The 26954-nt window shown below is 55.5% G+C and carries 28 protein-coding genes and 2 riboswitches; of the genes, 9 read left to right on the top strand and 19 right to left on the bottom strand.

Annotated elements, in window-relative coordinates; all coding sequences use genetic code 11:
* Positions 1-104: 104 nt before the first annotated feature.
* The 6 genes from mnhG to ERD84_RS12345 are packed head-to-tail and all read right to left on the bottom strand — an operon-like array spanning position 105 to position 6162.
* Positions 105-491, bottom strand: coding sequence for a monovalent cation/H(+) antiporter subunit G (gene mnhG / locus ERD84_RS12370; RefSeq protein ID WP_130039902.1), 387 nt, complete (start codon positions 489-491; stop codon positions 105-107).
* On the bottom strand, positions 488-769 hold the full coding sequence (locus tag ERD84_RS12365; protein ID WP_130039901.1) for a K+/H+ antiporter subunit F: 282 nt from the start codon (positions 767-769) through the stop codon (positions 488-490). The genes mnhG and ERD84_RS12365 overlap by 4 nt, the downstream gene beginning before the upstream one ends.
* A complete protein-coding gene (locus ERD84_RS12360; RefSeq protein ID WP_130039900.1) occupies positions 766-1254 on the bottom strand; it encodes a Na+/H+ antiporter subunit E in 489 nt (162 codons plus the stop codon). Before ERD84_RS12360 ends, ERD84_RS12365 begins: the two co-directional genes overlap by 4 nt.
* Complete coding sequence (locus ERD84_RS12355; protein WP_130039899.1) at positions 1251-2885, bottom strand: monovalent cation/H+ antiporter subunit D; 1635 nt, start codon at positions 2883-2885, stop codon at positions 1251-1253. The genes ERD84_RS12360 and ERD84_RS12355 overlap by 4 nt, the downstream gene beginning before the upstream one ends.
* Positions 2882-3226 carry a Na+/H+ antiporter subunit C gene (locus ERD84_RS12350; RefSeq protein WP_130039898.1) on the bottom strand — a complete coding sequence of 115 codons (345 nt, stop codon included), beginning with the start codon at positions 3224-3226 and terminating at the stop codon, positions 2882-2884. The genes ERD84_RS12355 and ERD84_RS12350 overlap by 4 nt, the downstream gene beginning before the upstream one ends.
* Complete coding sequence (locus ERD84_RS12345; RefSeq protein ID WP_130039897.1) at positions 3226-6162, bottom strand: monovalent cation/H+ antiporter subunit A; 2937 nt, start codon at positions 6160-6162, stop codon at positions 3226-3228. Before ERD84_RS12345 ends, ERD84_RS12350 begins: the two co-directional genes overlap by 1 nt.
* Before the next feature lie 238 nt (positions 6163-6400).
* On the opposite strand from ERD84_RS12345, the gene hemN reads away from it, so the two are divergent.
* Positions 6401-7822, top strand: a complete 1422-nt coding sequence (gene hemN / locus ERD84_RS12340; protein WP_130039896.1) for an oxygen-independent coproporphyrinogen III oxidase — start codon at positions 6401-6403, stop codon at positions 7820-7822.
* Here hemN and ERD84_RS12335 read toward each other — a convergent pair.
* The gene (locus ERD84_RS12335) at positions 7819-8175 is read right to left on the bottom strand and encodes a YbaN family protein (RefSeq protein WP_130039895.1); all 357 of its coding nucleotides are present in this window, start codon (positions 8173-8175) and stop codon (positions 7819-7821) included. The genes hemN and ERD84_RS12335 overlap by 4 nt on opposite strands.
* Before the next feature lie 65 nt (positions 8176-8240).
* Between ERD84_RS12335 and ERD84_RS12330 the strand changes: the two genes are divergently transcribed.
* Positions 8241-8924, top strand: a complete 684-nt coding sequence (locus ERD84_RS12330; protein ID WP_130039894.1) for a Crp/Fnr family transcriptional regulator — start codon at positions 8241-8243, stop codon at positions 8922-8924.
* A 13-nt stretch (positions 8925-8937) separates the two neighbouring features.
* Here ERD84_RS12330 and ERD84_RS12325 read toward each other — a convergent pair whose 3' ends face one another.
* Both ERD84_RS12325 and ERD84_RS12320 read right to left on the bottom strand, forming a co-directional pair.
* Entirely contained in the window at positions 8938-10260 is a 1323-nt protein-coding gene (locus tag ERD84_RS12325; RefSeq protein ID WP_130039893.1) for a hypothetical protein, read from the bottom strand.
* A complete protein-coding gene (locus ERD84_RS12320; RefSeq protein WP_130039892.1) occupies positions 10260-10493 on the bottom strand; it encodes a DUF2249 domain-containing protein in 234 nt (77 codons plus the stop codon). Before ERD84_RS12320 ends, ERD84_RS12325 begins: the two co-directional genes overlap by 1 nt.
* A gap of 176 nt (positions 10494-10669) precedes the next feature.
* Between ERD84_RS12320 and ERD84_RS12315 the strand changes: the two genes are divergently transcribed.
* From ERD84_RS12315 to ubiT, 5 genes are all read left to right on the top strand, one after another.
* Positions 10670-11875 carry an NAD(P)H-dependent flavin oxidoreductase gene (locus tag ERD84_RS12315; RefSeq protein WP_245150678.1) on the top strand — a complete coding sequence of 402 codons (1206 nt, stop codon included), beginning with the start codon at positions 10670-10672 and terminating at the stop codon, positions 11873-11875.
* Between the two features lie 88 nt (positions 11876-11963).
* Entirely contained in the window at positions 11964-13013 is a 1050-nt protein-coding gene (ubiU, locus tag ERD84_RS12310) for a ubiquinone anaerobic biosynthesis protein UbiU (RefSeq protein ID WP_130039890.1), read from the top strand.
* Between the two features lie 119 nt (positions 13014-13132).
* On the top strand, positions 13133-14020 hold the full coding sequence (ubiV, locus tag ERD84_RS12305; RefSeq protein ID WP_130039889.1) for a ubiquinone anaerobic biosynthesis protein UbiV: 888 nt from the start codon (positions 13133-13135) through the stop codon (positions 14018-14020).
* A 14-nt stretch (positions 14021-14034) separates the two neighbouring features.
* Positions 14035-14652 carry a PAQR family membrane homeostasis protein TrhA gene (gene trhA / locus ERD84_RS12300; protein ID WP_130039888.1) on the top strand — a complete coding sequence of 206 codons (618 nt, stop codon included), beginning with the start codon at positions 14035-14037 and terminating at the stop codon, positions 14650-14652.
* Positions 14653-14671: 19 nt separating this feature from the next.
* On the top strand, positions 14672-15157 hold the full coding sequence (gene ubiT / locus ERD84_RS12295) for a ubiquinone anaerobic biosynthesis accessory factor UbiT (protein ID WP_130039887.1): 486 nt from the start codon (positions 14672-14674) through the stop codon (positions 15155-15157).
* A gap of 9 nt (positions 15158-15166) precedes the next feature.
* Here ubiT and ERD84_RS12290 read toward each other — a convergent pair whose 3' ends face one another.
* The 5 genes from ERD84_RS12290 to ERD84_RS12270 all read right to left on the bottom strand — a co-directional run bounded on the left by ERD84_RS12290 (position 15167) and on the right by ERD84_RS12270 (position 20232).
* Positions 15167-15850, bottom strand: a complete 684-nt coding sequence (locus ERD84_RS12290) for an anaerobic ribonucleoside-triphosphate reductase activating protein (protein WP_245150698.1) — start codon at positions 15848-15850, stop codon at positions 15167-15169.
* Positions 15851-15908: 58 nt separating this feature from the next.
* A complete protein-coding gene (gene nrdD, locus ERD84_RS12285) occupies positions 15909-16100 on the bottom strand; it encodes an anaerobic ribonucleoside-triphosphate reductase (RefSeq protein ID WP_130039885.1) in 192 nt (63 codons plus the stop codon).
* Positions 16101-16152: 52 nt separating this feature from the next.
* Positions 16153-17874, bottom strand: coding sequence for a ribonucleoside triphosphate reductase (locus ERD84_RS12280; protein WP_130039884.1), 1722 nt, complete (start codon positions 17872-17874; stop codon positions 16153-16155).
* 183 nt (positions 17875-18057) lie between these two features.
* A complete protein-coding gene (locus tag ERD84_RS12275) occupies positions 18058-18321 on the bottom strand; it encodes a DUF2249 domain-containing protein (RefSeq protein WP_371743186.1) in 264 nt (87 codons plus the stop codon).
* A 468-nt stretch (positions 18322-18789) separates the two neighbouring features.
* On the bottom strand, positions 18790-20232 hold the full coding sequence (locus ERD84_RS12270; RefSeq protein ID WP_130039883.1) for a sodium:solute symporter family protein: 1443 nt from the start codon (positions 20230-20232) through the stop codon (positions 18790-18792).
* 95 nt (positions 20233-20327) lie between these two features.
* Positions 20328-20436: riboswitch (TPP riboswitch) on the bottom strand.
* 56 nt (positions 20437-20492) lie between these two features.
* A riboswitch (TPP riboswitch) is annotated at positions 20493-20594 on the top strand.
* A gap of 48 nt (positions 20595-20642) precedes the next feature.
* Between ERD84_RS12270 and ERD84_RS12265 the strand changes: the two genes are divergently transcribed.
* Positions 20643-21425 (top strand): 3-oxoacyl-ACP reductase, encoded by a 783-nt coding sequence (locus ERD84_RS12265; RefSeq protein WP_130039882.1) that lies wholly within the window; start codon positions 20643-20645, stop codon positions 21423-21425.
* Between the two features lie 21 nt (positions 21426-21446).
* Positions 21447-22739 carry an LLM class flavin-dependent oxidoreductase gene (locus tag ERD84_RS12260; RefSeq protein WP_180001946.1) on the top strand — a complete coding sequence of 431 codons (1293 nt, stop codon included), beginning with the start codon at positions 21447-21449 and terminating at the stop codon, positions 22737-22739.
* Positions 22740-22753: 14 nt separating this feature from the next.
* Here the strand turns inward: ERD84_RS12260 and ERD84_RS12255 are convergent, their stop codons facing one another.
* The 5 genes from ERD84_RS12255 to ERD84_RS12230 form a co-directional block, all read right to left on the bottom strand.
* A complete protein-coding gene (locus ERD84_RS12255; RefSeq protein WP_130039880.1) occupies positions 22754-23290 on the bottom strand; it encodes a cytochrome b in 537 nt (178 codons plus the stop codon).
* 54 nt (positions 23291-23344) lie between these two features.
* Complete coding sequence (locus ERD84_RS12250) at positions 23345-24739, bottom strand: saccharopine dehydrogenase family protein (RefSeq protein WP_130039879.1); 1395 nt, start codon at positions 24737-24739, stop codon at positions 23345-23347.
* 40 nt (positions 24740-24779) lie between these two features.
* Entirely contained in the window at positions 24780-25883 is a 1104-nt protein-coding gene (locus ERD84_RS12245) for a carboxynorspermidine decarboxylase (RefSeq protein ID WP_130039878.1), read from the bottom strand.
* A 13-nt stretch (positions 25884-25896) separates the two neighbouring features.
* The gene (locus tag ERD84_RS12240; protein ID WP_130039877.1) at positions 25897-26283 is read right to left on the bottom strand and encodes a helix-turn-helix domain-containing protein; all 387 of its coding nucleotides are present in this window, start codon (positions 26281-26283) and stop codon (positions 25897-25899) included.
* A gap of 418 nt (positions 26284-26701) precedes the next feature.
* Entirely contained in the window at positions 26702-26884 is a 183-nt protein-coding gene (locus ERD84_RS12230) for a hypothetical protein (RefSeq protein WP_130039876.1), read from the bottom strand.
* Between the last annotated feature and the right edge of the window lie 70 nt (positions 26885-26954).

Here is a 26954-nt window from a genome sequence, read left to right as displayed (position 1 = left end):
GTATGGTCCTTCTTGGTATTGAAGGGCTTAAGAATAGTATATAAGCCTGATGAGTTGCCAAGGTAAGCAAACATTTCTTTTTTGTAAATATTTCTGATCCATCTTCAAGGCAGTTTGTCTTCTGTGCTGTTCTCGTGGCTGGCAAGGTCGGGAATTGGTCCTTGCTGAAGCAGCCGCTCTTCTTCGCGCAGTTTACGTTTGATACCCGCCCTCATCAACAGCATGGCAGTCACAGGAGAGCTGATCACCAAAAAGACAGTGATCAGTATCTGGTGAATGATCAGTCGCTGCTCAAGGGCAGAAGACACCAAAATGGAGGCTACCAGTACGCAAAATACACCCAGGGTGTTGCCCAGGGTGGGGGCGTGTATGCGTGAGTAGAAGGTAGGCAGTCGCAGAAGACCCAAGGAGCCGGTCAGTGTCAGCACGCCACTGATGACCAGCAGCAGCGCAACGGGAATGGAGACCCAGATGGGCAGCGTATTCATCATGGCTCTATAACCTCGCCCCGCAGAAGAAACTTGGCTACAGCCACCGCACCCACGAAACCAAACAGGCTGATCAGCAGGGCAATATCAAAATACAGGCTGGAGTTGAATTGCAGACCCAGTACCAGGAGGATCAGCATGCCATTGATGTACATCGTATCCAGGGCCAGCACGCGATCTACCGCGGCAGGGCCGCGAAGCAGACGCACGGCAGCAAACACCAGGCCCAGCACAAAGCATCCCAGTGCGAAAGTGGTCGACCAATATAGAAAGTAGTTCATTCAAAAATCTCCATCAGTGGGCGCTCATAGCGCTGCTGTATGGTGTGCAGCCATTCCGCTTCGTCTTTCAGGTCGAGTACGTGCAAGGTCAGCATGTTGTCTTGCTCGGAATAATCGGACCAGACTGTTCCAGGCGTATAGGTGACAATGCAGGCCAAGGCAGCCAGTCCGTGTGGATCATGCATGCGTAGGGGAATCTTGATGAATCCCGGGGTGGCGTTGGAACGAGGCCCGAGCCAGACGATACGCGCCACTGCGATATTGGATTTGGTAATGTCGATGGCAACATGGCTTACCAATCGTAGCGCCACAAGTATGTTCTTGAGCGACGCGCGCACTGGGCGCAAGGCGGATGCCGCCCACGACAGCAGGACAGCCAGGATGCCGCCCAGAACAATTTGTCCGATCGAAAGTGAATCGTTCAGCAATAGCCAAATGATCAGGAGCACCGATGGCAGCATGAGCAGTGTCAGGTAGCGCCTCATAGGCCACCTCCTGTGACGGACCTGTCGGGGCTTTGAGACAGTACGGCATTGATATAGGATGCCGGGCGATCAAGATAGCTGGCGGTTTGCTCCATCTGGTGCATGACGGGTCCCGCCCAGAAAGCTAAAGCAATCGTTGCCAATATCAGCAAGCCGACGGGCGCGGCTTCGCTGATCCGCAGGCGCGGCGTGACGGTTTCTTCTGAACTCCAGAATAGGCGTATGCCACTGCGGCCCAGGGCAATAATGCCGATCAGCCCCGACACCAGCATACCGATCACCAGCGACCATGCAGCCAATGATGGCGTGTCGGTGGCCGAGGTTTGCAAGGCGGCGGACAGGAGCGCAAACTTGCCGACAAACGCCGAAGTAGGGGGTAGGCCGATAATCAGCAGTGCACAAAACCCGTAGGACATGCCCAGAAAGGCCATGGCGGCGGGTATGGCAACACCGACTACATCATCGGAACGGTCGGCTGGCTCGGGGTCTTCCAGGTCGAAGGCTTCCAGACTGACGGCCAGCACATCCGCACCGAAGGATTGCGTGCGTTCGATGAGCTCCAGCAGCATATACAGTGCACTCAAAGCCAGTACGGAACTAATAAGGTAAAACAGGGCGGGTCCGGTCAGCGTTACGCCAGGCATGCCCAATGCCGCAAATAGCGTACCGGATGACATGATGACGCAGTAGCCTGCCTGGCGTTCGATTTGTGGAGCGGCCAGCAGGCCAATGGCTCCGAATGCCAGGGTAGCCATACCGGCGGGAAACATCCATTCGCCACCAAATGCAGCTGGGGCGCCGGTGGGCAAAAGCAGGGAACCTATACGCAGCAAGGAATAGATACCCACCTTGGTCATGATCGCAAAAATACCAGCGACGGGCGCACAGGCATTGGCGTAGGCTGCCGGCAGCCAGAAGTTCAGGGGCCACGCTGCGGCCTTGATCAGGAAGGCTATGCCAAGAATGGCCGCTCCGGTTTCAAACAAACGCCGCTCGGCACCTGCCAGTACGCCCGCCCGCACAGCCAGGTCGGCCATGTTGAGCGTGCCGGTGACGCCGTAGATCAGCGCCATGGCAATCAGTAGCAGAAAAGAAGCCACAAGGTTGACTGCAATATAGTGCAGTCCCGCCGCAACGCGATGGCGGCCCGAACCGTGCAGCATCAATCCGTAGGATGCTGCCAGCAGTACTTCAAAAAATACGAATAGATTGAACAGGTCACCTGTCAGGAAGGCGCCGTTCAGTCCCATAAGCAGGAACTGGAACAAGGGATGAAAATGTGCACCCGCGCGGTCCCAGCGGGCAGAGGCGTAGACCCAGGTGGCGGCCCCCAGTATTGCCGTCAGGATCAGCATGATGGTCGAAAGTCGGTCGACCACGGCGACGATACCGAACGGAGCGGGCCAGTCGCCCAGCAAATACACGCCTACCCCATCGGGCCAATCGTTGGGAATATAGCCCGCCGATAGGCAGAACAGGGTAATGGCCAGGTAGACTTGGGCCGCAATGGACAGAAAACCCAGCACCAGTCGTGCGCGTCGATGCGAGTCATTGAGCAACAACATGAGCGCACCGAACATGAGCGGTACGGCAACGGGAAGAATGGGTGAATGCTGCAACCATCCGTTCATTGGCGGCGCTCCCTGCCATCGACATGGTCAGTATCCGATAAGCCGCGCGATGCCAGCAGCACCACCAGAAACAGCGCAGTGGTGGCAAAACCAATCACAATCGCCGTCAATACCAGTGCCTGTGGCAAGGGGTCGGCATACTGGCTGGCATCGGCAGCCCAGCCGGTATCAATGACTGGCGGGGCGCCCAGGGTAACCCGCCCCATGGCGAAGATGAACAGATTGACGGCATAGGAAATCAGGGTCAGGCCCATAATGACCTGGAAGGTACGAGGCCGCAACAGCAGCCATATACCAGATCCAGCCAGTACGCCTATGGCAATGGACAGGATAATTTCCATCAGTGGGTGTTTCCTTGTGCGGAGGTAGCAGGTGCCGAGGCGCCTGCTACTGGTTTGCGATATAGCCTGAGCGACTGGTGGGCCAGTGCGACCAGCATCAATACCGTAGCGCCTATAACCAGCATGTACACACCGATATCGAATAGCAAGACGGTGGACAGGTGTACGTGGCCGACGACCGGCAGGGCGATATCCCAACTGACAGCGGCCAGGAAGGGTTTGGCTGCCCACCAGACCGACATGGCCGCCGTTCCGGCAGCCAGCAGCCCCAATGCAATCCAGTATTGCGGATGTATGCGAGGCCGTGCTTCGACCCAGATGACTCCGCCCACCATGTACTGCAGGATGATGGCGGTTGCCATGATCAGGCCGCCTACGAATCCACCGCCAGGCAGATTGTGCCCGCGGATCAGGAAGTACAGCGAGATCAGGGCTGCAATGGGTAACAGCAGGCGCACGAGCACTGCGGGCAACTTCATGACGCCATCCGGAACCAGAGCAGTGGGATCAGGGTCGGCAAATCGGTCGAGTAACTTGTGCTTGGGCGGAAGTTTTTGGCGTGCCTTGGGCAAGCTCATGGTCTCGGGTGGTGGACGGAAGCGGCGCAACAAGGCATAGACCGTCAATGCGACGACTCCGAGCACGGTAATTTCGCCAAAGGTATCGAAACCGCGGAAGTCGACCAGGATGACATTGACGACGTTGGCACCACCGCCCAGTGGGATGGACTGTTCGACGAAGAACGACGAGATGCCGGCCGGGTGGGGGCGTGTGAGCACAGCATACGCAATGGCCGACAGACCTGCGCCACTGACGATGGCAATGATCAAGTCGCGAAACCGCCGTATGAAGGCTTGCACCTTATTCTGCAGCACGGGCTGTTCGTCGTCGCCTTCGACACGGGGTGGCAGCCAGCGCAGCCCCAACAATATCAGCACCATGGTTACGACTTCAACGGCCAGTTGGGTAAGGGCCAGGTCGGGCGCAGAAAGCCAGGCAAAGGTCAGGGCAGTGACCAGGCCGGCTCCGCCTGAGAGGAGCAGCGAAACCGCGCGGTGGTATTTGGCCTGCCGTGCGGCGCCTATTGCACAAGCTCCGCCAGCCACCCACATCAGTGCAAAAAATGGGTCCATGGATGTAGAAACTTCGGGCTGCAACCAACCGCCATGCAGCAACGGCAGCATGGCGACAAAAAAGGTGCTTAGAACAATCAGCAGCAGTTGGGGCTGCAAGCGCGAGGACCGGGTCCAGGCAAGCAGGAAATCGGCCAGGGCATCCAGGCCTTCGAGTATCAGCTCGAAAGTGTGGCGTCCATCGAAACGATAAATGAATGGTGTGATCCCTGGCCGTGTACGGTGCCGGTGGCGCAGTAGCCAGAGCAGGAGTACACCGCCTACAAGGGCGAGAAAGCTCATGGCCAGCGGCAGGTTGAAGCCATGCCAGACACGCAAGTCATATTCTGGCGTAGCCTCGCCCAGAATGGATAAGGCTGCGTTATGCAGGAAGGGACCCACGGTGAAGCTGGGCAGGGTACCGACCACCAGGCAAGTCAGGACCAGAATAGCGCTGGGAATCAGCATTCGCCGGGGAGGTTCATGAGGGGCGCGGGGCAGATCACGTGGCGGCGGGCCGAAAAACACCTGAACCAGGAAGCGTAGTGAGTAGGCTACGCTAAAGGCGCTGGCGATCACGGCGGCAATCGGCAGGCCGTAACGGCTAAAGAGATTTCCGCTTGCAAAAACAGTTTCGGCAAAGAACATTTCTTTGGAAAGAAAACCATTGAGCAATGGCACCCCTGCCATCGACGCGGCAGCCACCATGGCAAGGGTGGCAGTAATCGGCATGCTGCGGTAAAGCCCGGAAAGCCGGCTCAAGTCGCGGGTGCCGGTTTCGTGATCGACAATGCCGGCCGCCATGAACAGAGAGGCTTTGAAGGTGGCATGGTTGACCATATGGAAAACAGCAGCCACCAGAGCCAACTTGCTGTTCATGCCCAGCAGCAGTGTGATCAGCCCCAGGTGGCTGATGGTTGAATAGGCGAGAACGCCTTTCATGTCCATCTGGAAGGTTGCGGCATAGGCGCCCAGTACCAGCGACACCAACCCGGCCCCCCCTATGATGTAGGCCCATTCATCAGTGCCTGCCAATATTGGCCAGAAGCGTGCCAGCAGAAAGACGCCCGCTTTGACCATGGTGGCCGAATGCAGATAGGCTGAGACGGGTGTTGGCGCTGCCATGGCGTTTGGCAGCCATACATGGAAAGGAAACTGCGCGCTTTTGCTCAAGGCGCCCAGGGCGACCAAGACCAGAATGGCGGTATACCAGGGGTGAGTGCGAATCAGATCGCCCGATGCCAGTACGGCGTCAAGATCGTAGCTGCCCACCACATGTCCGAGCATCAGTACTCCGCCCAGCAGGCACAAGCCACCGGCTCCGGTGATGGTCAGCGACATGCGTGCACCACGGCGTGCGTCGAGCCGGTGATGCCAATAGGCAATCAGCATGAAAGAGGAGAGGCTGGTGAGCTCCCAGAACACAACCAGTTGAATCAGGTTACCAGACAGCACCACGCCCAGCATCGAGCCCATGAAGGCGAGGAAAAAGGAAAAGAAACGGGGGACGGGGTCTTGCGGGGACAAGTAGTAGCGCGCATACAGGACGATCAAGGCTCCCATGGTCGTAATGATCATGGAAAACAGCCATGAGTAACCATCCATGCGCAAGGTGAAATCTACGCCAAGACTGGGCATCCAGTGGGTGACGGTTTTGATCACCTGTCCGCCGAATACCCCGGGCAGCTGAAGGAGCACCAGAACGCTGCAGGTGACGGCCACAAACCCTGCCAGCCATGCCTCTAGCTTGCGAGCATTAGAGGGTAATAGCGCAGCAATGATACTGCCCACGAATGGCAGGGCTAGAATAAATACAAGCGACATCTGAGGTGGGGGAGTTTTAATTTGTTGAGAACTACTCAGCCCTAATAATACGATATGTTGCGTTCAGCTTTTAGAAAGCTACGCCAAGAGACATTGCATTTTTGCTTGACTTAGGTCAAGAATTCTTTTGGCCCATGCTTGCACAATAGCATTGAGGGGCACTTTAGCCTTGTATGCAATGGTGCCTGCCATGCGTGCAGGGCCAAGTGACCGCAGTATCATCAAACGGAGAACGGCCATGAGTGCCCAGCAGCCTGTAGTCAGCAATAACACTGTGATGTTTCCAGACATAGAAATTTCCGAGGTCTTGATCCGGCGTTTCGATAGTTCCGGTCCGCGCTATACCTCGTATCCCACAGCCGACCGATTCAATTCCGATTTTTCCGAGACTGACTACTTGGCTTATCTGGCCAAGCGCTCCCATTCCACCAGCAATCCCTTGTTGTCGGTCTACGTCCATTTACCCTTTTGCGAATCGCTTTGCTACTTTTGCGCCTGTAACAAAATCATCACCCAGGATCACGGCCGATCGGCCGAATACCTGCGCTACCTGGATAAGGAAATGGAGCTGGTGGCCAACCACCTGGGCCCGGATCGCAAGACGGGGCAGTTGCATCTAGGGGGCGGTACGCCTACGTTTTTGAGTTCTACCGAGCTGACGCAACTGATGGATTCTCTGCGTCAGCGCTTCGAATTCACACCCGATGCCGAACTGGGCGTCGAGATTGATCCGCGCACCGTCAACGACAAAACCCTGAATATGCTGTCGGGCCTGGGTTTTAACCGTACCAGCTTTGGCGTGCAGGATTTCGATCCGGATGTACAGGCAGCTGTCAATCGCATACAGCCGCTGGCCATGGTCGAAGCGGCGCTCAACGCCAGTCGTCAGGCAGGTTTCGAGTCGGTCAATATTGATCTGATCTATGGTTTGCCCAAGCAAACACTGGGCAGTTTCGACCACACTCTGGACAAGGTTCTGCGTCTGTCACCCGACCGCATCGCCTTGTACAACTATGCGCATTTGCCCTCGCGCTTCAAGGCCCAACGCCTTATCAAGGCCGAAGATCTCCCGTCTGCAGAAGAGCGCTTGCAAATTTTCCTGATGTCCATGAGGCGGCTGTTGGAAGCAGGCTATATCTATATAGGTCTCGATCATTTTGCCAAGCCCGACGATGAGCTGAACAGGGCGCGCATCGATAAAAGCCTGCATCGTAATTTTCAGGGCTATACGACGCGTGCCGAATATGACATGGTCGGGTTCGGTGTGTCGGCCATAGGCAAGGTGGGCCGCTCATATAGTGCGTCCGTACGCTCGCTGAATGCTTATTACCGGCATCTCGACGAAGGTCGCCTGCCCATAGAAAGAGGCTTTAAACTGACTAACGACGATGTGCTGCGGCGCCAGATCATTATGACCCTGATGTGCAGTATGCCACTCGATTACGCGCTTATCCAACAACAACATGGCATCGATTTTGCCAGTTACTTCCAGGCCGAACTCGAGCGTCTGGCGCAATACGAAGAAGCCGGGCTGTTGGTCAGGGACGAAAACAGTTTGTGTATTACTCCCAAGGGCCGCTTGTTTGTGCGAGCCATCGGGATGGTGTTCGATAAGTATTTGGGCAGGCCTACGGTTTCGACCTATTCCAAGCTGATCTAGAGTGTCTTCATTCTGATCAGGTAGATGGTCACACCTATGCCTGGTATCAGCAGCAGCCATCGTACCCAGGGCAGGGGTACATACCAGGCAGAAAAGGCCAGGGATGCCCACATCAGGGTCAGGGCGATAATTTTTCCGCGCAATGGTATTCCCCGGCCCGCTTGTAGATTGCTCAGGTAAGGACCCAGCATTCGATGGGTCATCAGCCAGTGGTGCAAGCGTTCGGAGCCTCGCAGGTAGCAGGCCGAGGCCAGGAGCAGGAAGGGAGTTGTAGGCAGCAAGGGCAGGAAGATGCCCAGTATGGCCAGAATCAGGGCCAGCGTACCCGCGACATTGAAAAGAGTTTTGATCACAAGCTTTTTGGTTGGCGCATACAGGCACTTGCCTGACAAGTCTATCGTTACAGGATTCTAGCAAGATGGCAACAAACAAAGCACGTATACAGGATTTTTTGGCCAAACTCCCTCTGTTCAATGAGTTGTCTGCCCAAGAGCTCAATGTCCTGGCCGCGGGCACCACCGAAATACAGGTGACGCGCGGAGAAATGGTTTTCCATCGGGGGGATCCCTGCATGGGTTTCCATATCGTGGTGTACGGTCAGATCAAGCTGATGTTCATCTCGCCCATGGGCGGTGAGAAGGTCGTACGGCTGATCGGGCCTGGTGACAGCTTCGGCGAAGCATTGATGTTCCTGGACAAGGCTTATATTGTGTCGGCCCAGGCATTGGCCGACACAATGTTGCTGCATGTGGCCAAACAAGTATTGTTTGCCGAACTCGATCGCCATCCCGGATTTGCACGCAAGATGCTGGCGGGGCTCAGTCAGCGCCTGCATAGCCTGATGGGCGACGTCGAAGCCTACTCCTTGCGATCTGGAACCCAACGTGTGATCGGGTATTTGCTGAAAGACGGAGGCGTACGCCAGGACGGCCGCCAGTTCCGGCTGGAAACCAGTAAAACCGTTATAGCATCGCGCTTGAATCTGACTCCCGAGCATTTTTCGCGCATATTGCACGACCTGGGTGCCAACGGACTCATCAAGGTCAGGGGGCGCGACATCACGATCATGGATGCCGCAAAACTCAGCGCCTATCAGGGTTGAAGGCCACAGTATTTTACTTCCAGGGTGCTGTAGCAGTAGCCAGTGCCTCGCCTATTTCCAGCTTGGCCCGTCGAAACAGTCTGAGTGCGCCGGCAATATTCCACAGCAGCCAGAGGGCCGATACCGCGAGCGCCAGGGCTGCAGCATGAGTAAGAAGCATTGGCCGCAGGCTGGCCGCTACCAATAGCAGCAGGGCCAGCAGATGTGGCCAGAACTGTTTTGCCGCAGTGGTATCAGGAATAATTTGTTTGACCTTGGGTACGACGCGCAAGGCGATGGTCAGGTCTTTTTGCAGGTGATACCACAGTAAGAACGGAATGATCTTGTACATCATGCCGTTGATGGCAGACCAGGCGAAACCTACAATAAACAAAACCCCCAGGGTCACGGTAAAGTCGCCGTGGCCACTGATTTGCAGCAACCATACCGGCGCGCAGGCAGCCAGACTGATCATCGACGTGCGCCAGAACAGGGTGGTGGTATCAGCCTGAGGACGTTTGCGTGTCCAGAGCAGTTGAAAGGTGACCGTAGCGAATAACAGGCAGGCGGCCAGCAGCAGGACAGCTATGGCCCGGCCTATTTCCCATTGTATGGAGCTGCCTGCAAATAGATTGACGGTAAAAGCAGTCAGCAGGACGAAAATGGCTGGCGCCAGCCATCGGGTAATGAACTTGGGGTAGAGTTCGGTTACCTGGAAGATTGGAATGACCTGGTAGGCCATGCCTACGAGCAATATACCCACCCATCCCAGTAAACCCCATCCGGCATGTAAATTGGTCATGTGTCGGGAAAGAGGCAGCCAGCCGGCCCAGGCAGCAGCCAGGCCGACACCTATGGCGGCCGTCACGGCCAGCGCCACCATGGCGAACCGAACAGCTACCAGGATTTCACTGGCGCCTTTGGTGGTTTGCTTGCGATATTGCCATAAGCCGCCGGCACAGGCCAGGGCGAGCCACAGCAAAGCGCCACCCAGCAGCACTGCCGCGAGCGGGAACAAGCCCGCCCGGTCAGATAGAAAACCAGCTGCCAGTATCAGCGTACCCAGGCTGAGCAAGCCATGAACGCCAGCAGATGTGCTGCGTGGCGCCAATACATTAATGCCTGTTGCCACGGGCAGTATCTGCATCATGGCGCCGGCCATAGCGCTGGCCAATGCGCCCAGCGTGAACAGATGAGTGATGGCTAGGGTAGGCGCGGTCCAGCGCGAAACCATGGCGCTTGGGCCTGTCCACAGCAACAGCAATGCTGCCAGCAGAACGAATACGGGGGCGCCGAGCAGCAGGCGCAGCGGCACGCTGATGTCGGGCGAGCTATTGAACGATAGGGCGCGTTGCATCAGTCTTTATGCCAGATAAGAATTTGGTAGCGGTAGTCGGGCAGGGTAGATGCCTGATACTGAAAGTGATTGGTGTTCAGAATGCCATAGAGTGGATGCGGTTCGCGATCGATCAGCATACGCAAGCGCTGGCCGGCAGGCAGCTCGGCCAGGGCGTCGAGCACGCGTTCAAGCGGCTCGGGCGGCTCGAGGCCGCGTACATCCAGAAGAATGTCGGAGTCTGAGTTGTTCATATGTTCCAACCATATACGAGACGCGTGTTTATCGGGTTCAAGGCCCCATCGCGCACAGGGCAATAGTAGCCTTGGTTATCCATCATAAAGTTGATATTTATTAAGGAATATCTTGCCTTATGCCTGCATAGTGGTGTCTGCGTTTTAGAGCGATCATTTTCGCAAGGATAACTACAGTGTTGCAAACCGTTTTAGACCGACTCAAGTTAAAGGGCAAGTCTTTGTTGCCCATAGTGCAGGGTGGCATGGGCGTGGGTGTTTCTGCTCACAGGCTGGCCGGAACGGTCGCATCATATGGTGCCATGGGCACTATCTCAAGCGTTGACTTGCGCCGCCATCATCCCGACCTCATGCTGCAAACCGGCCGGTCGCGCAACAAAGAACTCATCGATTCCGCAAACCTGCTGGCGCTCGACCGTGAAATCAAGGCAGCAAAAAAAATGTCAGCGGGTAATGGGCTTATTGCCGTGAATGTCATGCGGGCCGTATCCGAGTATGCATCTTATGTGCGCCAGGCCTGCGAAAGCGAGGCCGATGCGGTGGTCGTCGGTGCAGGCTTGCCGCTCGATTTGCCAGAGCTCACCGAAGGCCACAAAACCGCCATTATTCCCATCCTGTCCGATGTGCGCGGCATTGGCCTGATCCTGAAAAAATGGATGCGCAAGAATCGCTTGCCTGATGCCATCGTCATCGAGAACCCCCGTTTTGCTGCAGGCCATTTGGGTGCGCCTACCGCCGAGGCCCTGAACAACCCCAACTTCGCTTTCAATAATGTGCTCGAAGGTACCTTGCAATTATTCAAAGACATGGGGCTCGAAAAAGAGAACATCCCATTAATCACCGCCGGTGGCATACACAGCCACGAGCAGGTGCTCAAACTGATGGGTATGGGTGCCAACGCGGTTCAGTTGGGCTCGGCCTTTGCCGTCACCGAAGAGGGTGATGCACATCCCAACTTCAAGAAGGTATTGGTAGAAGCCAAGCCCGAAGACATTGTTACCTTCATGAGCGTAGCCGGCTTGCCGGCACGGGCCGTGCGTACGCCCTGGTTGGCCAACTATCTCGAAAAAGAAGAAAAGCTGCAGCGCATTGCCAAGAAGCGGCCTTGCACCGTAGGTTTCGATTGTCTGGCATCTTGCGGTCTGCGCGATGGCATCAGCAAGCACGGGCAGTTCTGCATTGATACTCAGCTGGCATTCGCCCTGGCAGGCGATATCAAGCGTGGGCTGTTTTTCAGAGGCTCAGAAAAGCTCCCATTTGGCAATGCCATCCGTTCGGTACGTGATTTGCTCGAACTCCTGCTCAATGGCATCAAGCCAAGCATCGAAGCCGTACGTACCCCAACAGTACGTTCGATTACCGAGGCCCTGGTCCCCGCTTAGTAACTTGCCACCAGAAAGGTTCCGAATACGGCCGGTAACCAGGCTGTATTCAGAGCTTTCCAAGGTTCACCTTTTCTTGTTAGATGTTATGAACAACGCAACTGCTGTTAAGCACGCTGCGGCGGGCACTGCTGCGCCCACCGTCGAGCTGGTTTGTCCCGCGGGTAGCCTGCCTGCCCTGAGAGCCGCCATCGATCATGGTGCCGATTGTGTTTATCTGGGCTTTCGCGATGCAACCAACGCGCGCAATTTCGCCGGACTAAACTTCGATGAAGTAGCCATCAACGAAGGCATACGTTATGCACATGCAAATGGTCGAAAAGTATTTCTGGCGCTGAATACCTATTCGCAGCCCTCTGGCTGGCAGGCTTGGCGCAAGGCCGTAGACCGTGCTGCCACTGCGGGAGTCGACGCCATGATAGTGGCCGATCCTGGCCTGATGGCCTATGCCAGCCAGCACTATCCCCAGTTGCGCTTGCACCTGTCAGTACAGGGCTCAGCCACCAATTATGAGGCTATCAATTATTACCGCAAACATTTTGGCGTTGTCCGGGCGGTGCTTCCGCGTGTGCTGTCGCTGGCTCAGGTTGAGCAGGTAACTGAAAACACCGGGGTCGAGATCGAGGTGTTCGGGTTCGGCAGCCTGTGTGTGATGGTAGAGGGGCGGTGTGCATTGTCGTCCTATGTCACAGGCGAGTCACCCAACACGCACGGGGTTTGTTCTCCGGCTAAATCAGTGCGCTGGCAACAAACAGAGCAAGGGCTCGAATCGCGACTGAACGGTGTGCTGATTGACCGCTATGCCGACGGCGAAAACGCAGGCTATCCCACCTTATGCAAGGGCCGTTTTGACGTCGCCGAAGAAAACTATTACGCCCTGGAAGAACCCACCAGTCTGAATACGCTAGAAATTTTACCCAAGTTGATGCAGATGGGTGTGCGGGCCATCAAAATCGAAGGTCGCCAGCGCAGCCCCGCATATGTGGCACAGGTCACGAAGGTGTGGCGCGACGCCATCGACCAGTGCCTGGCCAGCCAGCAGCGCTACTCGGTCAAGCCTGCCTGGATGGCCGAACTGAACAAGGTGGCTGAAGGGCAGCAACATACGCTGGGTGCCTATCATCGGCCCTGGAAATAAAAAATCCCACGTCGCGCCTTTGGCTCGCTGCCCACTCGCGGCCTGTATGCCGGGTGTGGCATTCGGCCTCAGGACGGCTTAGCGAACAAAATGCCTGCCAAGGGCAGAAGGAAACAGAAATGAAAATAGCCTTGGGGCCAGTCCAGTATTATTGGTCACGCATCGCCATGATGCAGTTTTACGAGTCCATGACCGATACTCCCGTCGATATTGTGTATTTGGGCGAAACGGTTTGTTCGCGACGCCACGAACTGCGCCTGCCCGATTGGCTCGATATCGCACATATGCTGGCTGATGCGGGCAAGGATGTCGTGTTGTCTACCCAGGTATTGCTGGAGTCTGGCCAAGACCTGGCCACCATGCGCAAGATTGTGGCCAACGATGGCTTCATGGTCGAAGCCAATGATATGGGTGCGGTACATTGCTTGAATGGCAAACCTTTCGTGGCCGGACCTTATTTGAATGTATACAGTAGCCCCACACTGGACCTGCTGGCGGGACAGGGCGCAGGGCGCTGGGTGATGCCGCTGGAAATGGGGCGTGAAGGCCTGACACAGCTGCAGGCGGAACGGCCACAGGATATGCAGACTGAGGTATTTGTTTATGGACGCATGCCGTTGGCTTATTCGGCGCGTTGCTTTACCGCCAGGCATCGGAATATTCCCAAGGATAATTGCCAATACGTATGTATGGATCATCCCGATGGCTTGCTGCTCGAAACGCGTGAGGGCCAGCCCTTTCTGGTCCTTAACGGGATTCAGACTCAGTCTGCTCTGGTTTATAACCTGGTCAACGAGCTGGACACCATGTGTGCCCTGGGGGTAGACGTATTGCGCATCAGTCCACAGTCTCAACACACGGGCGATATCGTACAGCTGTTTCGCCAGGTCCTTGACAGACAGCTGAGTGGTGACCATGCCTTCGAGCAAATGTTGCCTCTGATGCCAGCCGGCTCCTGTAATGGATACTGGTATGGCCGCCCCGGCCTTGAGCAAATGGTCGCTTAACAGGACACAGCCGCATGTATTACGGAGAACGTTTCAACAGCATTTCACATTTGACTGGCGCAGTGCTGGCCGCAGTAGGCGGGATTCTGCTGGTAGTGTTGGCTGCAAGTCTGGGCGACCCATGGAAGGTGGTCAGCTTCAGCGTATATGGCGCCGCACTATTGGGTCTTTATCTGGCCTCCACGCTCTACCACAGCTTGCGCGGGCGTGCGAAGCGCATCTGGTGCAAGTTTGATCACTGTGCCATTTACCTGTTGATCGCGGGCAGCTATACGCCTTTTGCTCTTGTCAGCCTGCGAGGTGCCTGGGGCTGGACGTTGTTCGGTATCGTCTGGGGACTGGCCGTCTTTGGCATCGTCCAGGAGATCTGGCTCGCCAAAGGCCGCCGCATACTCTCCTTGCTGATTTATGTTGCCATGGGTTGGCTGGCTGTTATTGCGGCTGCCCCCTTGATCCACGCGCTGGGTTGGGATGGATTTCGCTGGCTGTTCCTGGGTGGCCTCATTTATACCGTAGGCATTATTTTCTATGCCACTGACGAAAAATGGCGTTATGGCCACGGCGTCTGGCATTTGTTTGTGATGGGCGGCAGCGCTTGCCACTATTTCACTGTTGTGTATTACGTCGCCTAAAGCTTCCCAGGAGTCTGTCGTGAATTCAGGCAATCATTCTGTACCTGCTCCTTTGAGCAAATTGCTGGCACACTTGCCCGCTTATCCAGGTTCCGTGCTGTTTGCTGCCGGGTTGAACCTGGCCCTTGCGCAACATCTGCCTGTTGATACCCTGCACATGCTTGAGAACCGGATACTGCGTATTCAGGCACGCGATGCAGCGATCGCCTTTGATTTCGTGTGGAGTAAAGGAAAATTTTCCGCGGTTGCTCCAGGGGGCGATGTGGCCCTGACCATTGCAGCGCCCCTGTATGATTTTTATCTGCTTATACAGCGCAAGGAAGACCCGGATACGCTGTTCTTCAGCCGTCGCCTCAGCATGGAGGGCGATACCGAACTGGGCTTGCTAGTCAAGAATACGCTGGATGCATTAGACATGTCTTTATTTACACCCGAGCAATTCTTACCGGGTAAGATGCTCGGGCGTTTATTGCCACGCGTTGCTTCGAAGCCGGGTGGCTTCTGACGACTGGACTTAGCCGCGTCTCAGGATAAATTCAGAAAATAAACCCGACACCTGTTCTACCATGCAGCGGCTTGGGTAGCCTTGTTCCATGGATGTGTTCAAGATTTCGTCTTGACAGCCTTGCTCACGAAAAACTTGCAAGGCGTAGCGTTTGACGCCCAGGCCGGCCAAGGTTTGCGCCAGTTGCAGTACTTCGTTTTCTGACAGCAGAGCCGGGTGCAAGGTCGTGCGGCATTCGTAGTCGACACCGCTTGCCAGTATGGCCTGCAGTCCCTTCCATGCCGGTTCGCCGCTGCCCGCTACCTGGGTGACGCGAGCATAGTCGGCGAACAGTGCCTTGACGTCGAAACCTACCCAATCTACGAGTGGGAGTACGCTTTTCAGTCGCTCGGGATGCGTACCGCCGCTGTGCAGCCCTATCTTGAATCCCAGTTTGCGTGTTTCACGTATGGCATTGGCCAGACCGGGGTCCATAGTGGGCTCGCCGCCGCTGAACACTACTGCATCCAGGAGCCCGCGGCGTCGCCGCAATAAGGCTAACGTATCAGTCCAGGGTATCGGGCTGTGTGGCGTGCGCTCCTGAAGATGTGGATTGTGGCAATAGCCGCAGCGCCACGGGCACCCTTGTACAAAAATCACAGCCGAGAGATATCCAGGATAATCAGTGGCAGTGAACGGTGTGACCCCACCCACCTTCAGACGGCGTGGCCGCGCGCCTGAGAGGTGGGCACGCCCTTGTGGCGTGCGGGTTTCAGGCAACAAGTCTGGCCTCTTGTTCGCTGAAGTATTTACGTTCATGGAACTCGCCTTTTTTGCCAATATTGAACGAAGACATGGGGCGGTGATAGCCCATGACTCGTGTCCAGATTTCGCAAGGTTGACGTTCCTGATCACTTAACGTGATGGTGGCGACGGCATGTTGTGTGGTGTGAATGTGGATCATGGTATTGCTCCTTGTTGAAGGTAGAGAGAGGCGGATGAAAGGCGTTGGTATGTCAGGCTACGCAAGCCTGGGTGTGAGCGGCTTCGTGCTGCTTTTGTGCGATGAGCTCTTCGTCGCAAGTGGGGCAGAACTGATGGCTACCACCCAGGTAGCCATGTACCGGGCAAATCGAAAAAGTAGGCGTGACGGTGATATAGGGCAAATGAAAACGCCCCAGCGCTCTTTGCACCAAGGTGCGGCAGGCTTGTGCGCTGGATAGCGGCTCGGTCATATACAGATGCAGGACGGTGCCGCCGGTATATTTACGCTGCAATTCGTCCTGGCGCTCGAGTGCTTCGAATGGATCGTCGGTAAATCCTACCGGCAGCTGAGATGAGTTGGTGTAGTAGGGCATTTCAGCTGTGCCCGCTTGCAGGATGTCAGAGTAACGCTTGCGGTCTTCTTTGGCGAAGCGGTAGGTAGTACCTTCGGCCGGCGTGGCTTCCAGGTTGTACATATGGCCGGTTTCTTCCTGGAAGGCCAGCATGCGGGTACGTATATGGTCCAGCAGCCGAATGGCCAAGTCATGGCCCTGTGGCGAGGTGATGTCATGTTCGCCCCCGGTGAAGTTGCGCAACATCTCGTTGATGCCATTCACGCCCAGTGTCGAGAAGTGATTGCGCAGCGTACCCAGATAGCGACGGGTATAGGGGAACAGGCCATCGTCCATCAGCCTTTGGATGATCTTGCGTTTCAGCTCCAGGCTGGTCTTGCCCAGATCCAGAAGCTCGTCCAGGTGTTTGAACAACGCGGCCTCATCGCCGGCATATAAATAACCTAATCGAGCGCAGTTGATTGTTACCACGCCAAGCGACCCGGTTTGCTCTGCCGAACCGAATAGGCCGTTGCCGCGCTTGAGCAGTTCGCGCAAATCGAGTTGCAAGCGGCAGCACATTGAACGGATCATATTGGGCTTGAGTTCGGAGTTGATGAAGTTCTGAAAATAGGGCAGGCCATATCGTGCCGTCATCTCGAACAGCAGCTCGGCGTTCGGGCTATGCCAGTCGAAATCCTCGGTGATGTTGTAAGTGGGAATCGGGAAGGTGAATACACGCCCCTTCGCGTCGCCGGTCATCATTACCTCGATGTAGGCGCGATTGATCATGTCCATTTCAGCTTGCAGGTCGCCATAAGTAAAAGGCATTTCCTGGCCGCCGATAAGTGGCACTTGTCCACACAGGTCTTCGGGGCAAACCCAGTCGAAGGTGAGGTTGGTAAAGGGGGTTTGTGTTCCCCAGCGTGAAGGTACATTCAGGTTGTAGATCAGCTCCTGGATGTACTGTTTGACTTCTGCGTAGCTGAGCGCGTCGTTACGTACAAATGGCGCCATGTAGGTGTCGAATGAGCTGAAGGCTTGCGCACCCGCCCATTCATTCTGCAAAGTACCAAGAAAATTTACGATTTGCCCGACCGCGCTGGACATGTGCTTGGGTGGCGAAGACTCGACCTTTCCCGGAATGCCATTTAGGCCTTCATTGAGTAGTGTGCGCAGCGACCAGCCGGCGCAATAGCCTGACAGCATGTCGAGGTCGTGAATATGGAGGTCGGCATTACGGTGAGCCTTTCCAACTTCTTCTGGATACACTTCGTCTAGCCAATAATTGGCAATGACCTTACCCGAAACATTCAGGATCAGGCCGCCCAGAGAATATCCCTGATTGGCATTAGCATTAACGCGCCAGTCCGCCTTGCTGAGGTACTCGTTGATTGATGACGCAACGTCGATATGTGCCATATAAACTCCGTTTCACTACATATTGTGTTGAAACGAAGAATATTTACTATATATAGTATGGTCAAGCTTTTGAGCCATGAATTTGTCATTAGCTTGATGTGTGCTAAATCGACGAGGGAAAACAATATGCGCCATGCTTGTTGCTGCGTGCACGGCACATGAAAAACATCGTTTGACGCCTGCCTATCCTACGATCGTGAAATCGATCACGATCTCTCCAGGGTTTCGAGCGATGTAAGCAATTTTTATCTGATCACCGAAGTGTCCTTGTAATTGTTGCAGCAAGGGTAGTGGGTCGTGATCATTGCAAAAGCGCATGGTTTCGCCCGGCTGCAGCGCAGACAATGCGCCAAAGATAGCTGCGTGCCGGAAGCGCTTGGCGACACCACGCGCGTCGAATGGATAAACAGCATCAGCAAACATGGGGATGGAAGATGGACTAGACACGATCGTATCCTTGAAAAGAGTTGAAGAATCGTGACGCGATTATAGGTAGCGCTTAGCTGGATTCCAGGTGGAACCACATTGTCAGCAAGGTTGAATGTAAGGGCTTTTCAGCGGTTTCTGTACTGCGATAAGCGAGACAGGTATCCGCAGCTGTTACATAGCTGACTGATTTGATAAGTGGATGTTGCAGTCATGACTGGCGGCCATGGCAGACCCTGGTATTTCTGTTACAGATGCCGGATTTTGTAGGTATTTAAAGTAATAAAACGGTTACCGTAAAAATTCCTGTTCAGGCAGCATAAGCTGCATAAATGAGCAAGGTGTGCTGATGACGACCAGCCCAGTCCAACCTGATTGAGAAATCAGGTTGTTTTACCCACCGACCTTTATGTGGTCGGTGGGTTTTTTTACGACCGTTGCAGCTAAAAAATCGTGAAAGCGCGCCAATACGTGCCGAGGCTCCAGGATTCAGTCATCCAGACTGCGTATGGTTGCATTCAGGGTGGAAAAATCAAAATGTGTCCGGCTGGCACTGAGGCGCAGCAGCAGGAACGACATCGCGGCTGGCACCAGTGCTGCCAACAGGAACGACTCGAGCAGGTATACGGGTTTTTCGCCGGGCGCTGGAAACAGCAGGATCCCGGTAATTAGTCCGCATAAGGTACTGATGAAAGCCATGCTACCGTTATAGCGCCTGTTGAACAAACCAAAGAAAACAGGGAAGGCGGCAGCCGAGCAGAACAGATCAGCCAGCAAAAACAAATACAGCACACTGTATCCCTGAGCTGACACGATCATGACTGGTATGGCCAGTAGAAAGATCAGCCAGCGCGAGAGCGCCATCAGTTTTCCCTTTTTGATTGTGGGAGTCATGCGTCGGACGTCTACGGCGATCAGGCTGGAGATCGCACTGATGGTGGTGTCGGCCGTGCTCATCACCAGGGCAAGACCAAGGGGAATCAGAGCAATGGCAAACCAGGTGGGAATGTGCCCCAGTAAAACGCTGAACAGGGCAACCGAGCTATCGCCGGCGTGTCCCAGTCCGACAAAGGCCAGGCCGAATAGGCCCATGAGAAAAATGAATGGACCGGCGAACAGTCCGCCGAGCAGGAAACCGCGCCGCATCGTGTGTGTATCTCGTGCGGAATAAACGCGCTGCCAGTTGCCCTGATGAAACAGGCCGGTCAGCAAAATTGCCACAAAGAAAGTAAAGCCTGCCTTGATCCCGATCGGGTCGCTCAGGCTAAGCAACTGAGGTGCCTTATCGTGCAGCCCTTCAACTATCGGTGCCAGGCCGCCTGTGGCTTGCCAACCCAGTGCCATCAGCACCAGAAGCAAGGGTACGATGACGGCCATTTGCACCTTGTCGGTAAAGATGGATGCACGCAGGCCACCATAGGAAGTGTAGAGCAGGGTAGCACCCATCACGATGGCGGCGGTCACCCATAAAGGCACGGGTGCCAGCAGTTGTATCAGCTTGGCGACGGCAGTGATTTCGGCCGTTAAGGTGATGAACATATAGAACATCATGATGAGCAACACGAGTCCGTACATGGACTTGCCATAACGCATGATCACGAACTCCGTCAGCGTATGGCCTTGAGGAATCAGCTCGCGCATGCGTCTGCCCAGGGGGATCATCAGCCACCGCGGTGAAGCGGCACCCAGGCCGTAGCCTATGATGGCGGCCAGGCCTCCCCAGGTGGCAGCTTGGGCCGGGGCAAATAGAATCCACGCACCCAGCGAGGTGGCTAATAATGTCAATATGGTTGCTACGGTGCTTTGACTGTTGCGCGCCACGACATAGTCTTCAAGGCTGCTGCGTTCATGGCGGGAATACAAGATGCCGGAAATGGCAAAGCCTGCGGAAAACAATAGCAGCCAGAGTATGGCGGAAGAGCTGGTAAGCATTTTTTCCCTAGGAGCCCGGAATACCGGGACAAACGAATCAGGCTCTATCGGTTTCGATGAAGCCAGCCGTGAAATGACGGGAAAGAGAGGGTGTTGATGTGTTGAGCTTCCTTCCCTTCGCCGGCATTACCCGGATCAGGTTCGAAGGGTTACCGCAAGCAAATGCGGAATCTCAGCCCATACAGGGCTCCCCCAGGAACTGCCGGCAAGATTAATGTGTGATGGCGTACTTGTCAATCCTGGACTTTGCGTTATGATGGCGCAACGACACGGGGTGCCGGGCCTGAAAAGGTCGGCTGAGATCAACACCCGTCGAACCTGAAACAGTTAGCACTGGCGAAGGGATGTCGGCCTTGAGGCCAGCGGCAGCACTGCCGCGCATACCTTCGTCATTTTTGCAAAGGTATGCCATGAGTCAGCACTTCGCAGCACTTCCCATTCATAAGCAAATCGTGCTGGTGACCGGCGCAGGTCGAGGCCTGGGCCAGCATATTGCGCGCGCCTTCTTGGCTGAAGGTGCTCGTGTTGTGGTGAATTACCTGACGAGCGCCGACAGCGCGCGCGCGTTGGCTGCCGACAACGAAAACCGAGCCATCGCCCTGCAGGCGGACGTTACGGATGCCGGTGCCGTGCAGGCCATGCTGGAGCAAGCTTGCCGGCATTTTGCTGCACCAGTCACCACTATTGTCAACAATGCCTTGCCTGCTTTTTCTTTCAACGGTGATGCACGGCCACATGCCGATGTGCTGGCCTGGAGTCATTTGCATCAGCAGTTCGAAGGGGTGGTCCGTGGTGCCTTGAATACCACGCAAGCCGCCTTGCCAGGCATGCGCTCGGCAGGTTTTGGACGCATCATCAATGTGGGCACGAACCTGTTCCAGAATCCTGTTGTCCCATACCATGACTATACGGCGGCAAAGGCCGCCTTGTTGTCATTGACTCGTACCTTGTCGCATGACCTCGGTCCCGACGGCATTACCGTCAATATGGTCTCGGGTGGTTTGCTACGTACCACGGATGCATCGGCGGCCACGCCAGAGGCCGTGTTCGACCTGATTGCCTCAAGTACACCGCTGCGCCGTGTTACAACACCAGCCGAGTTTGCGGATGCGACCCTCTTCTTTGCTTCGCCCTGGTCTCGTTCGGTTACCGGACAGAACCTGGTGGTGGATGGTGGCCTGGTCAAGAATTAGGGTACGGACATGAGCAAACGCATGATGCACATCAATCTGTTCATTTTTGGCTGTGGGCACCACCGGGCCGCGTGGCGCCATCCAGGCTCGGCCGTTGAAAGCCTGGGCGATATTGCCTATTACGAGCAGTTGGCGCAAATTGCCGAGCGTGGCAAACTAGACGCCATTTTTTTTGCCGATGGGCATTCAACCGACAACCTGACAGACGGGCCACGCTGGTTTCTGGAGCCCTTGACCATGCTGTCCGCCATCAGCCGGGCGACACGGCACATAGGCTTGATCAGCACGGTGTCCAGTACCTTCTACACGCCTTTTCACGCCGCACGTATGGTGGCTTCGCTGGATCATATCTCTAACGGTCGCATGGGCTGGAATGTGGTGACTTCCATGTTCGATACCGAGGCGCGCAACCATGGTTTCGATACCATGCCGGGGCATGACTGGCGCTACGCTCGGGCAGAGGAGTTCGTGGATGTGGCGCTGAGCTTGTGGGACTCATGGCAAGATGGCGCTCCGCAAATGGATCGGCAAGGCGCTTATGTGAAGCCAGAGTCGATACATTCCATAGATCACAAGGGCGAGCATTTTCGGATTGATGGACCCCTCACCGTACCGCGGCCTCCACAGGGCCACCCAGTGTTGTTCCAGGCCGGTGCATCGGAACAGGGCAGGGATCTTGCGGCGCGCCGGGCGGAAGCTATCTATGCTGTGGCATACGATCTGGCGGCGGCACAGGAGTACTATCGCGATATCAAGCGGCGCGTAAAGGCAGCGGGCCGGCATGACTTCGTGCCTATCATGCCGGGGCTGGTGACTTATGTGGGTTCAACCCAGGCCGAGGCTCGTGCCAGACAACGGGAACTCGATGAGTTGCTGCCGGCGCAAGATGCCTTGCGCCAATTGGGTATGTACGTGGGATGTGATTGCACCGGCTGGGAGCTGGATGCGCCGGTACCGTCCCTGCCTGCCCTTGAGGCGTTCAAGGGCCCCAAAGGTCGTTACGCTACCGTATTACGTATTATCAATACCGAAAAACCTACTGTGCGCCAGCTATTGGGGCGCCTTGCTGCAGGGGGAGGCCATTGCACCATGGTCGGTACGCCAGAGCAGATTGCCGACGAAATGGAACGCTGGTTCCTGAATGAGGGCGCTGACGGTTTCAATCTTATGCCCCCCACGTTGCCAGGTGGCATCGATGATTTTGTTGAGCAGGTGGTGCCTGTGCTACAAAAGCGGGGGCTATTCCGCAAAGATTACCAAACAGAAACCTTGCGTGGACATCTGGGCCTGGCGCGGCCATGTGCCCGCAATTGAATGGTGCCTGATTGCTATTTTTTGCGATAAGGCAACATGCGCGACAGCACGGTATCGCGGTCTATGAAATGATGCTTCAGGGCGGCTGCCAAATGCGCAATAACCATAACCAGCAAGGTGTAGTTCAGTACCTGATGAGCCTGTTTCAATGCTGCGCCCAAGGCTTTGTCTTTGGGCACCAGGTCGGGTAGCTGGATCACGCCAAACCATACCACCGGAAATCCGACCGCCGAGCTCATGGTCCAGCCGCTTAATGGAATGGCCAGCATTAGTGCATAGAGTAGCCAGTGCGCTGCGTGGGCGGTAAACCGCGCGGTGGGTGACATGTTTGTCGGTAATGGTGGTGCCGCGTGGGTCAGGCGCCAGCACAAGCGCGTCGCCACCAGTAGCAACAAGGTGACTCCTGCCCATTTATGCCACGAATATACCTTCAACTTAGTGGGGGATAGCGGCAGGTCCTGCATGAAGAAACCTACAGTGAAGGTGCCTATCAGGCCCGCCGCTACAAGCCAGTGGAGAAATATTGCAGTGCGGGTGTAGCGATGTTCCATGATTAATGCGTGCTTCTTGAGACTCGGGCGCCAGGCGCCCGAGTTGCTAGGTGGTCAGGTGAGATTGCGAGTACTGATGGCCGCTTTTTCGTTCAGCGCTGTTTTAACATAAGGATGGCTTTCCGGTGCGCTGCGTTCACCGTGCGTATAGTGACTGACCGCCACTTGTGCGCTGCGTTTCTTGACATTCACTGCAACGGCCGACTCACGTTGCGGATGCAGGATGCGGTCGCCTTGTGCATCGCGAACCCGGGTTACCAGCCCCATGCGATTCATCAGATCTATAAAGGGTTTTGGATCCAGTTCTTCTACGTTGGCCATATGGCCAACATCCCAGACGCCGTCCGCAATCAACATGGCGGCCGCCACTACCGGCACGCCGGCAGTGTACGAAATGGCCTGGCTGCCTACTTCTTGAAAGCTTTCCTTGTGATCGCAAATATTGTAGATGAGCACTTCTTGCGGCTTACCGTTCTTTTTGCCTTTGACCAGGTCGCCTATGCAGGTCTTGCCTGTGTAGTTGGGTGCTAGCGAGGCAGGGTCGGGCAGAATGGCCTTGACCACCTTGAGTGGTACAACCTCAAGTCCCTCGGCGGTGCGTACGGGCTGTTCGGACAGCAAGCCCAGGTTCTTGAGTACCGTGAAAACATTGATGTAGTGTTCGCCAAAGCCCATCCAGAAACGAATATTGGGCACATCGAGGTTTTTCGACATGGAGTGCAGTTCGTCGTGGCCCGTGAGGTAGGTGGTGTTTTTGCCGACTACGGGCATATCCCATTCATGGCGATGCTCGAACATGGCGTTGGCCTTCCATTTGCCCCGTTCCCATGACCATACCGTGGAAGTGAACTCGCGGAAATTGATTTCAGGATCGAAATTGGTGGCGAAGTAGCGACCGTGGCTGCCGGCGTTGATGTCGATGATGTCGATGGATTCGACTTGATCGAAATAGGTGTCGATGGCATAGCGTCCGTAGGCGTTGACGACGCCCGGATCAAAACCGACCCCCAGGATAGCGGTCACGCCAGCCTTCCTGCAATCGTCGCGCCGCTGCCATTCGTAGTTACCATACCAGGGTGGTGCTTCGCACACTTTGGCGGGATCTTCGTGAATGGCGGTGTCGAGGTAGGCTGCGCCGGTTTCGATGCAGGCGCTCATGACCGCCATGTTAAGAAAGGGCGAGCCCACATTGATCACGATCTGACTGTTGGTCGAACGGATCAGCGCCTTGGTGGCTTCGATGTCCAGGGCATCCAGTTCATGCGCCTGCAGTCGGCCTGCACTACGCTGGCTGTCTTTTTCTTTGATGGATTTGATAATGGCCTGACATTTTTCAAGGGTGCGCGACGCAATATGAATATCGCCCAGCAAGATATTGTTCTGGGCACATTTGTGGGCGGCCACGTGAGCCACACCGCCGGCGCCAATAATTAGAACATTGCGTTTCATTGTGGATAATCCCCTAATTGTTGAAATAAGAGCAGTGCTGTCAGGACAGACTGTTGACGTAGTCGTCAAAGGAAAATTCGCGCACTACGCGCACGGAACCATCGGCTTCTTTGACTGCAATCGACGGCATGTGCACGCCGTTGAACCAGTTTTTCTTGACCATGGTGTAACCGGCCGCATCGCCGATGGAGATGCGGTCGCCGATCTGCAACGGGGCGGCGAAACGGCCTTCGCCGAAGATATCTCCGGCCAGGCAGGTCTTGCCGCAGACCATGTATTCATGCTCACCCGTGCCGTCGCCCAACGGGGCGGTCTCGCGGTAAATCAGTAGGTCGAGCATATGAGCCTCGGTGGAGCTGTCTACCACCGCAAGGTGCTTGCCGTTGAACCCGACATCGAGCACACTGACTTCAAGCGTTGTGCTGTGGCGTACTGCGGCCTCGCCCGGCTCGAGGTAAACCTGTACATCGTATTCTTGCGCAAAGCGCTGCAGACGTTGGCAAAAGGCATCTACCGGGTAATCTTTCGCAGTGAAGCTGATGCCTCCGCCCAGGCTGACCCATTTAAGACGCCTGAGAATATCGCCGTATGTATGTTCGATCTGGGTCAGCAACGCGTCGAACCGGGGCAGGTCATCGTTTTCGCAGTTGTTGTGAATCATGACGCCGTCAAGCTGGTCGGCCACAGCCAGAATCCGTGCCGGATCGCCTTCGCCCAGTCGGCTGTACGTGCGGGCGGGATCAGCCAGGTCGAAGCCTGCACAACTGATGCCAGGATTAAGGCGCAGGCCCATGGGCTTGCCCTGGGCTTTTGAGGCGTATCGCTTCAGCTGATTGATCGAGTTGAAAATGATCTTGTCGCAGTTGGCCACGACTTCATCAATTTCGTGGTCAGCAAAGGCAACGCTATAAGCGTGGGTTTCGCCGCCGAACTTCTGGTAACCCAGCTTGACTTCATATAAGGACGATGATGTTGTTCCGTCCATATGCTGGCGCATCAGGTCAAAGACCGACCAGGTGGCAAAGCACTTGAGTGCGAGCAGAACTTTCGCACCGGAGTGTTTGCGTATGTAGTTTATGGTGTCCAGATTGCGTTGCAGCGCTGGCTTGTCGATGAGATAGTAGGGTGTTGGGAGGGTATGCATTGTTGCTTGGAGCCTAAGTGGCCGGCAGGCTGTTTGAGTCCGGAGGTTTCACATTGGATTGATTGAGTTGTGCGGCAGCCCTCTTGCTGAGCTGTTCGATGATCAGTGCGTGGTTGTTCGGGAAGGTAGCCAGAATCTGCATGGTGCCGCCCACGCTTTCTATGTAATGCTGCAAAGTGGAAACCAGCATGTCATCGCGCTTTTCAATGCGCGAGATCGTGCCTTGGCCCACACCCAGCGCAATAGCCAGGTCGTCCTGAGTATGCTGCGTGGCTTTACGCAATTCTTTAAGCGTCGCCACCTTGGTGGCGTTGATTTGGATATTTATGCCATTCACGAGTTTTTGCTTGGGTTTATTGCCAGCAGGTGCCGTCTTCGCCTTATTGGGCTTCTTGGGCATGGTGAGTCCTTTGCGTTGGTGGTACTGATGCAAAAATGTTGGCATCAGAACCAAAGATAAGATGATATATGCTTTCAAAGACATATACAACCTAATGCATATGCAATTCAAGCCATATTCAGGATAGGCCATATGGCTTGAAAGGCATGATTGACTTCATGGGGGTGCACTGCCAGGCATGGCCCAAGGGTGCATGTCGCTGTAGGGAATTTTTTTTGAAAAGACACTCTCGCTAGTGGAGCCCTGGGGTCTGCGCACAGCATCTGCTTGTTGCCCTGGCCTTCATACTCACGCTATTGCTATATTTGCCATCAGTCTGTATCCATAGCCGGCCGTCTTGATCGAAGGCTAGGCCGTCCGGCAAGCACGAAGATATCCCATTCAAAACGGGTGGCGCCGTGCCCTGGCTCATGCGTGATTATTTGGCCGTCGACTGGATCTTGTCGCCTGCGGCCTGAATTTGATCGCCCGCGCTACTGATAGCCTTGTCGATTTCCTTGCCTGCCTTTTCGGCAGGACCTTCTTTTTGGCAGCCGAGCAAAATCAGTGTCAGCATGCTGGCTACCATGACCGTCATTGCTCTTTTTGCAGTGTTGTTCATATTGCATCGTTGTGGTTGAAGGAATTCATAGCATACATCGCGGGCGGTGGAATGGGCAGATGTTGTGGGC

The sequence above is a fragment of the Pollutimonas harenae genome, assembly GCF_004153685.1.
Lineage (GTDB): Bacteria > Pseudomonadota > Gammaproteobacteria > Burkholderiales > Burkholderiaceae_B > Pusillimonas_C > Pusillimonas_C harenae.
This window is presented reverse-complemented; position numbering and strand designations above follow the sequence as displayed.

Excerpts from the sequence above, each read along its gene's own strand:
- mnhG (WP_130039902.1), bottom strand. The coding sequence starts at position 491 with ATGATGAATACGCTGCCCATCTGGGTCTCCATTCCCGTTGCGCTGCTG.
- ERD84_RS12365 (WP_130039901.1), bottom strand. The coding sequence starts at position 769 with ATGAACTACTTTCTATATTGGTCGACCACTTTCGCACTGGGATGCTTT.
- ERD84_RS12360 (WP_130039900.1), bottom strand. The coding sequence starts at position 1,254 with ATGAGGCGCTACCTGACACTGCTCATGCTGCCATCGGTGCTCCTGATC.
- ERD84_RS12355 (WP_130039899.1), bottom strand. The coding sequence starts at position 2,885 with ATGAACGGATGGTTGCAGCATTCACCCATTCTTCCCGTTGCCGTACCG.
- ERD84_RS12350 (WP_130039898.1), bottom strand. The coding sequence starts at position 3,226 with ATGGAAATTATCCTGTCCATTGCCATAGGCGTACTGGCTGGATCTGGT.
- ERD84_RS12345 (WP_130039897.1), bottom strand. The coding sequence starts at position 6,162 with ATGTCGCTTGTATTTATTCTAGCCCTGCCATTCGTGGGCAGTATCATT.
- hemN (WP_130039896.1), top strand. The coding sequence starts at position 6,401 with ATGAGTGCCCAGCAGCCTGTAGTCAGCAATAACACTGTGATGTTTCCA.
- ERD84_RS12330 (WP_130039894.1), top strand. The coding sequence starts at position 8,241 with ATGGCAACAAACAAAGCACGTATACAGGATTTTTTGGCCAAACTCCCT.
- ERD84_RS12325 (WP_130039893.1), bottom strand. The coding sequence starts at position 10,260 with ATGCAACGCGCCCTATCGTTCAATAGCTCGCCCGACATCAGCGTGCCG.
- ERD84_RS12320 (WP_130039892.1), bottom strand. The coding sequence starts at position 10,493 with ATGAACAACTCAGACTCCGACATTCTTCTGGATGTACGCGGCCTCGAG.
- ubiU (WP_130039890.1), top strand. The coding sequence starts at position 11,964 with ATGAACAACGCAACTGCTGTTAAGCACGCTGCGGCGGGCACTGCTGCG.
- ubiV (WP_130039889.1), top strand. The coding sequence starts at position 13,133 with ATGAAAATAGCCTTGGGGCCAGTCCAGTATTATTGGTCACGCATCGCC.
- trhA (WP_130039888.1), top strand. The coding sequence starts at position 14,035 with ATGTATTACGGAGAACGTTTCAACAGCATTTCACATTTGACTGGCGCA.
- nrdD (WP_130039885.1), bottom strand. The coding sequence starts at position 16,100 with ATGATCCACATTCACACCACACAACATGCCGTCGCCACCATCACGTTA.
- ERD84_RS12280 (WP_130039884.1), bottom strand. The coding sequence starts at position 17,874 with ATGGCACATATCGACGTTGCGTCATCAATCAACGAGTACCTCAGCAAG.
- ERD84_RS12270 (WP_130039883.1), bottom strand. The coding sequence starts at position 20,232 with ATGCTTACCAGCTCTTCCGCCATACTCTGGCTGCTATTGTTTTCCGCA.
- ERD84_RS12265 (WP_130039882.1), top strand. The coding sequence starts at position 20,643 with ATGAGTCAGCACTTCGCAGCACTTCCCATTCATAAGCAAATCGTGCTG.
- ERD84_RS12260 (WP_180001946.1), top strand. The coding sequence starts at position 21,447 with ATGATGCACATCAATCTGTTCATTTTTGGCTGTGGGCACCACCGGGCC.
- ERD84_RS12255 (WP_130039880.1), bottom strand. The coding sequence starts at position 23,290 with ATGGAACATCGCTACACCCGCACTGCAATATTTCTCCACTGGCTTGTA.
- ERD84_RS12250 (WP_130039879.1), bottom strand. The coding sequence starts at position 24,739 with ATGAAACGCAATGTTCTAATTATTGGCGCCGGCGGTGTGGCTCACGTG.
- ERD84_RS12245 (WP_130039878.1), bottom strand. The coding sequence starts at position 25,883 with ATGCATACCCTCCCAACACCCTACTATCTCATCGACAAGCCAGCGCTG.
- ERD84_RS12240 (WP_130039877.1), bottom strand. The coding sequence starts at position 26,283 with ATGCCCAAGAAGCCCAATAAGGCGAAGACGGCACCTGCTGGCAATAAA.
- ERD84_RS12230 (WP_130039876.1), bottom strand. The coding sequence starts at position 26,884 with ATGAACAACACTGCAAAAAGAGCAATGACGGTCATGGTAGCCAGCATG.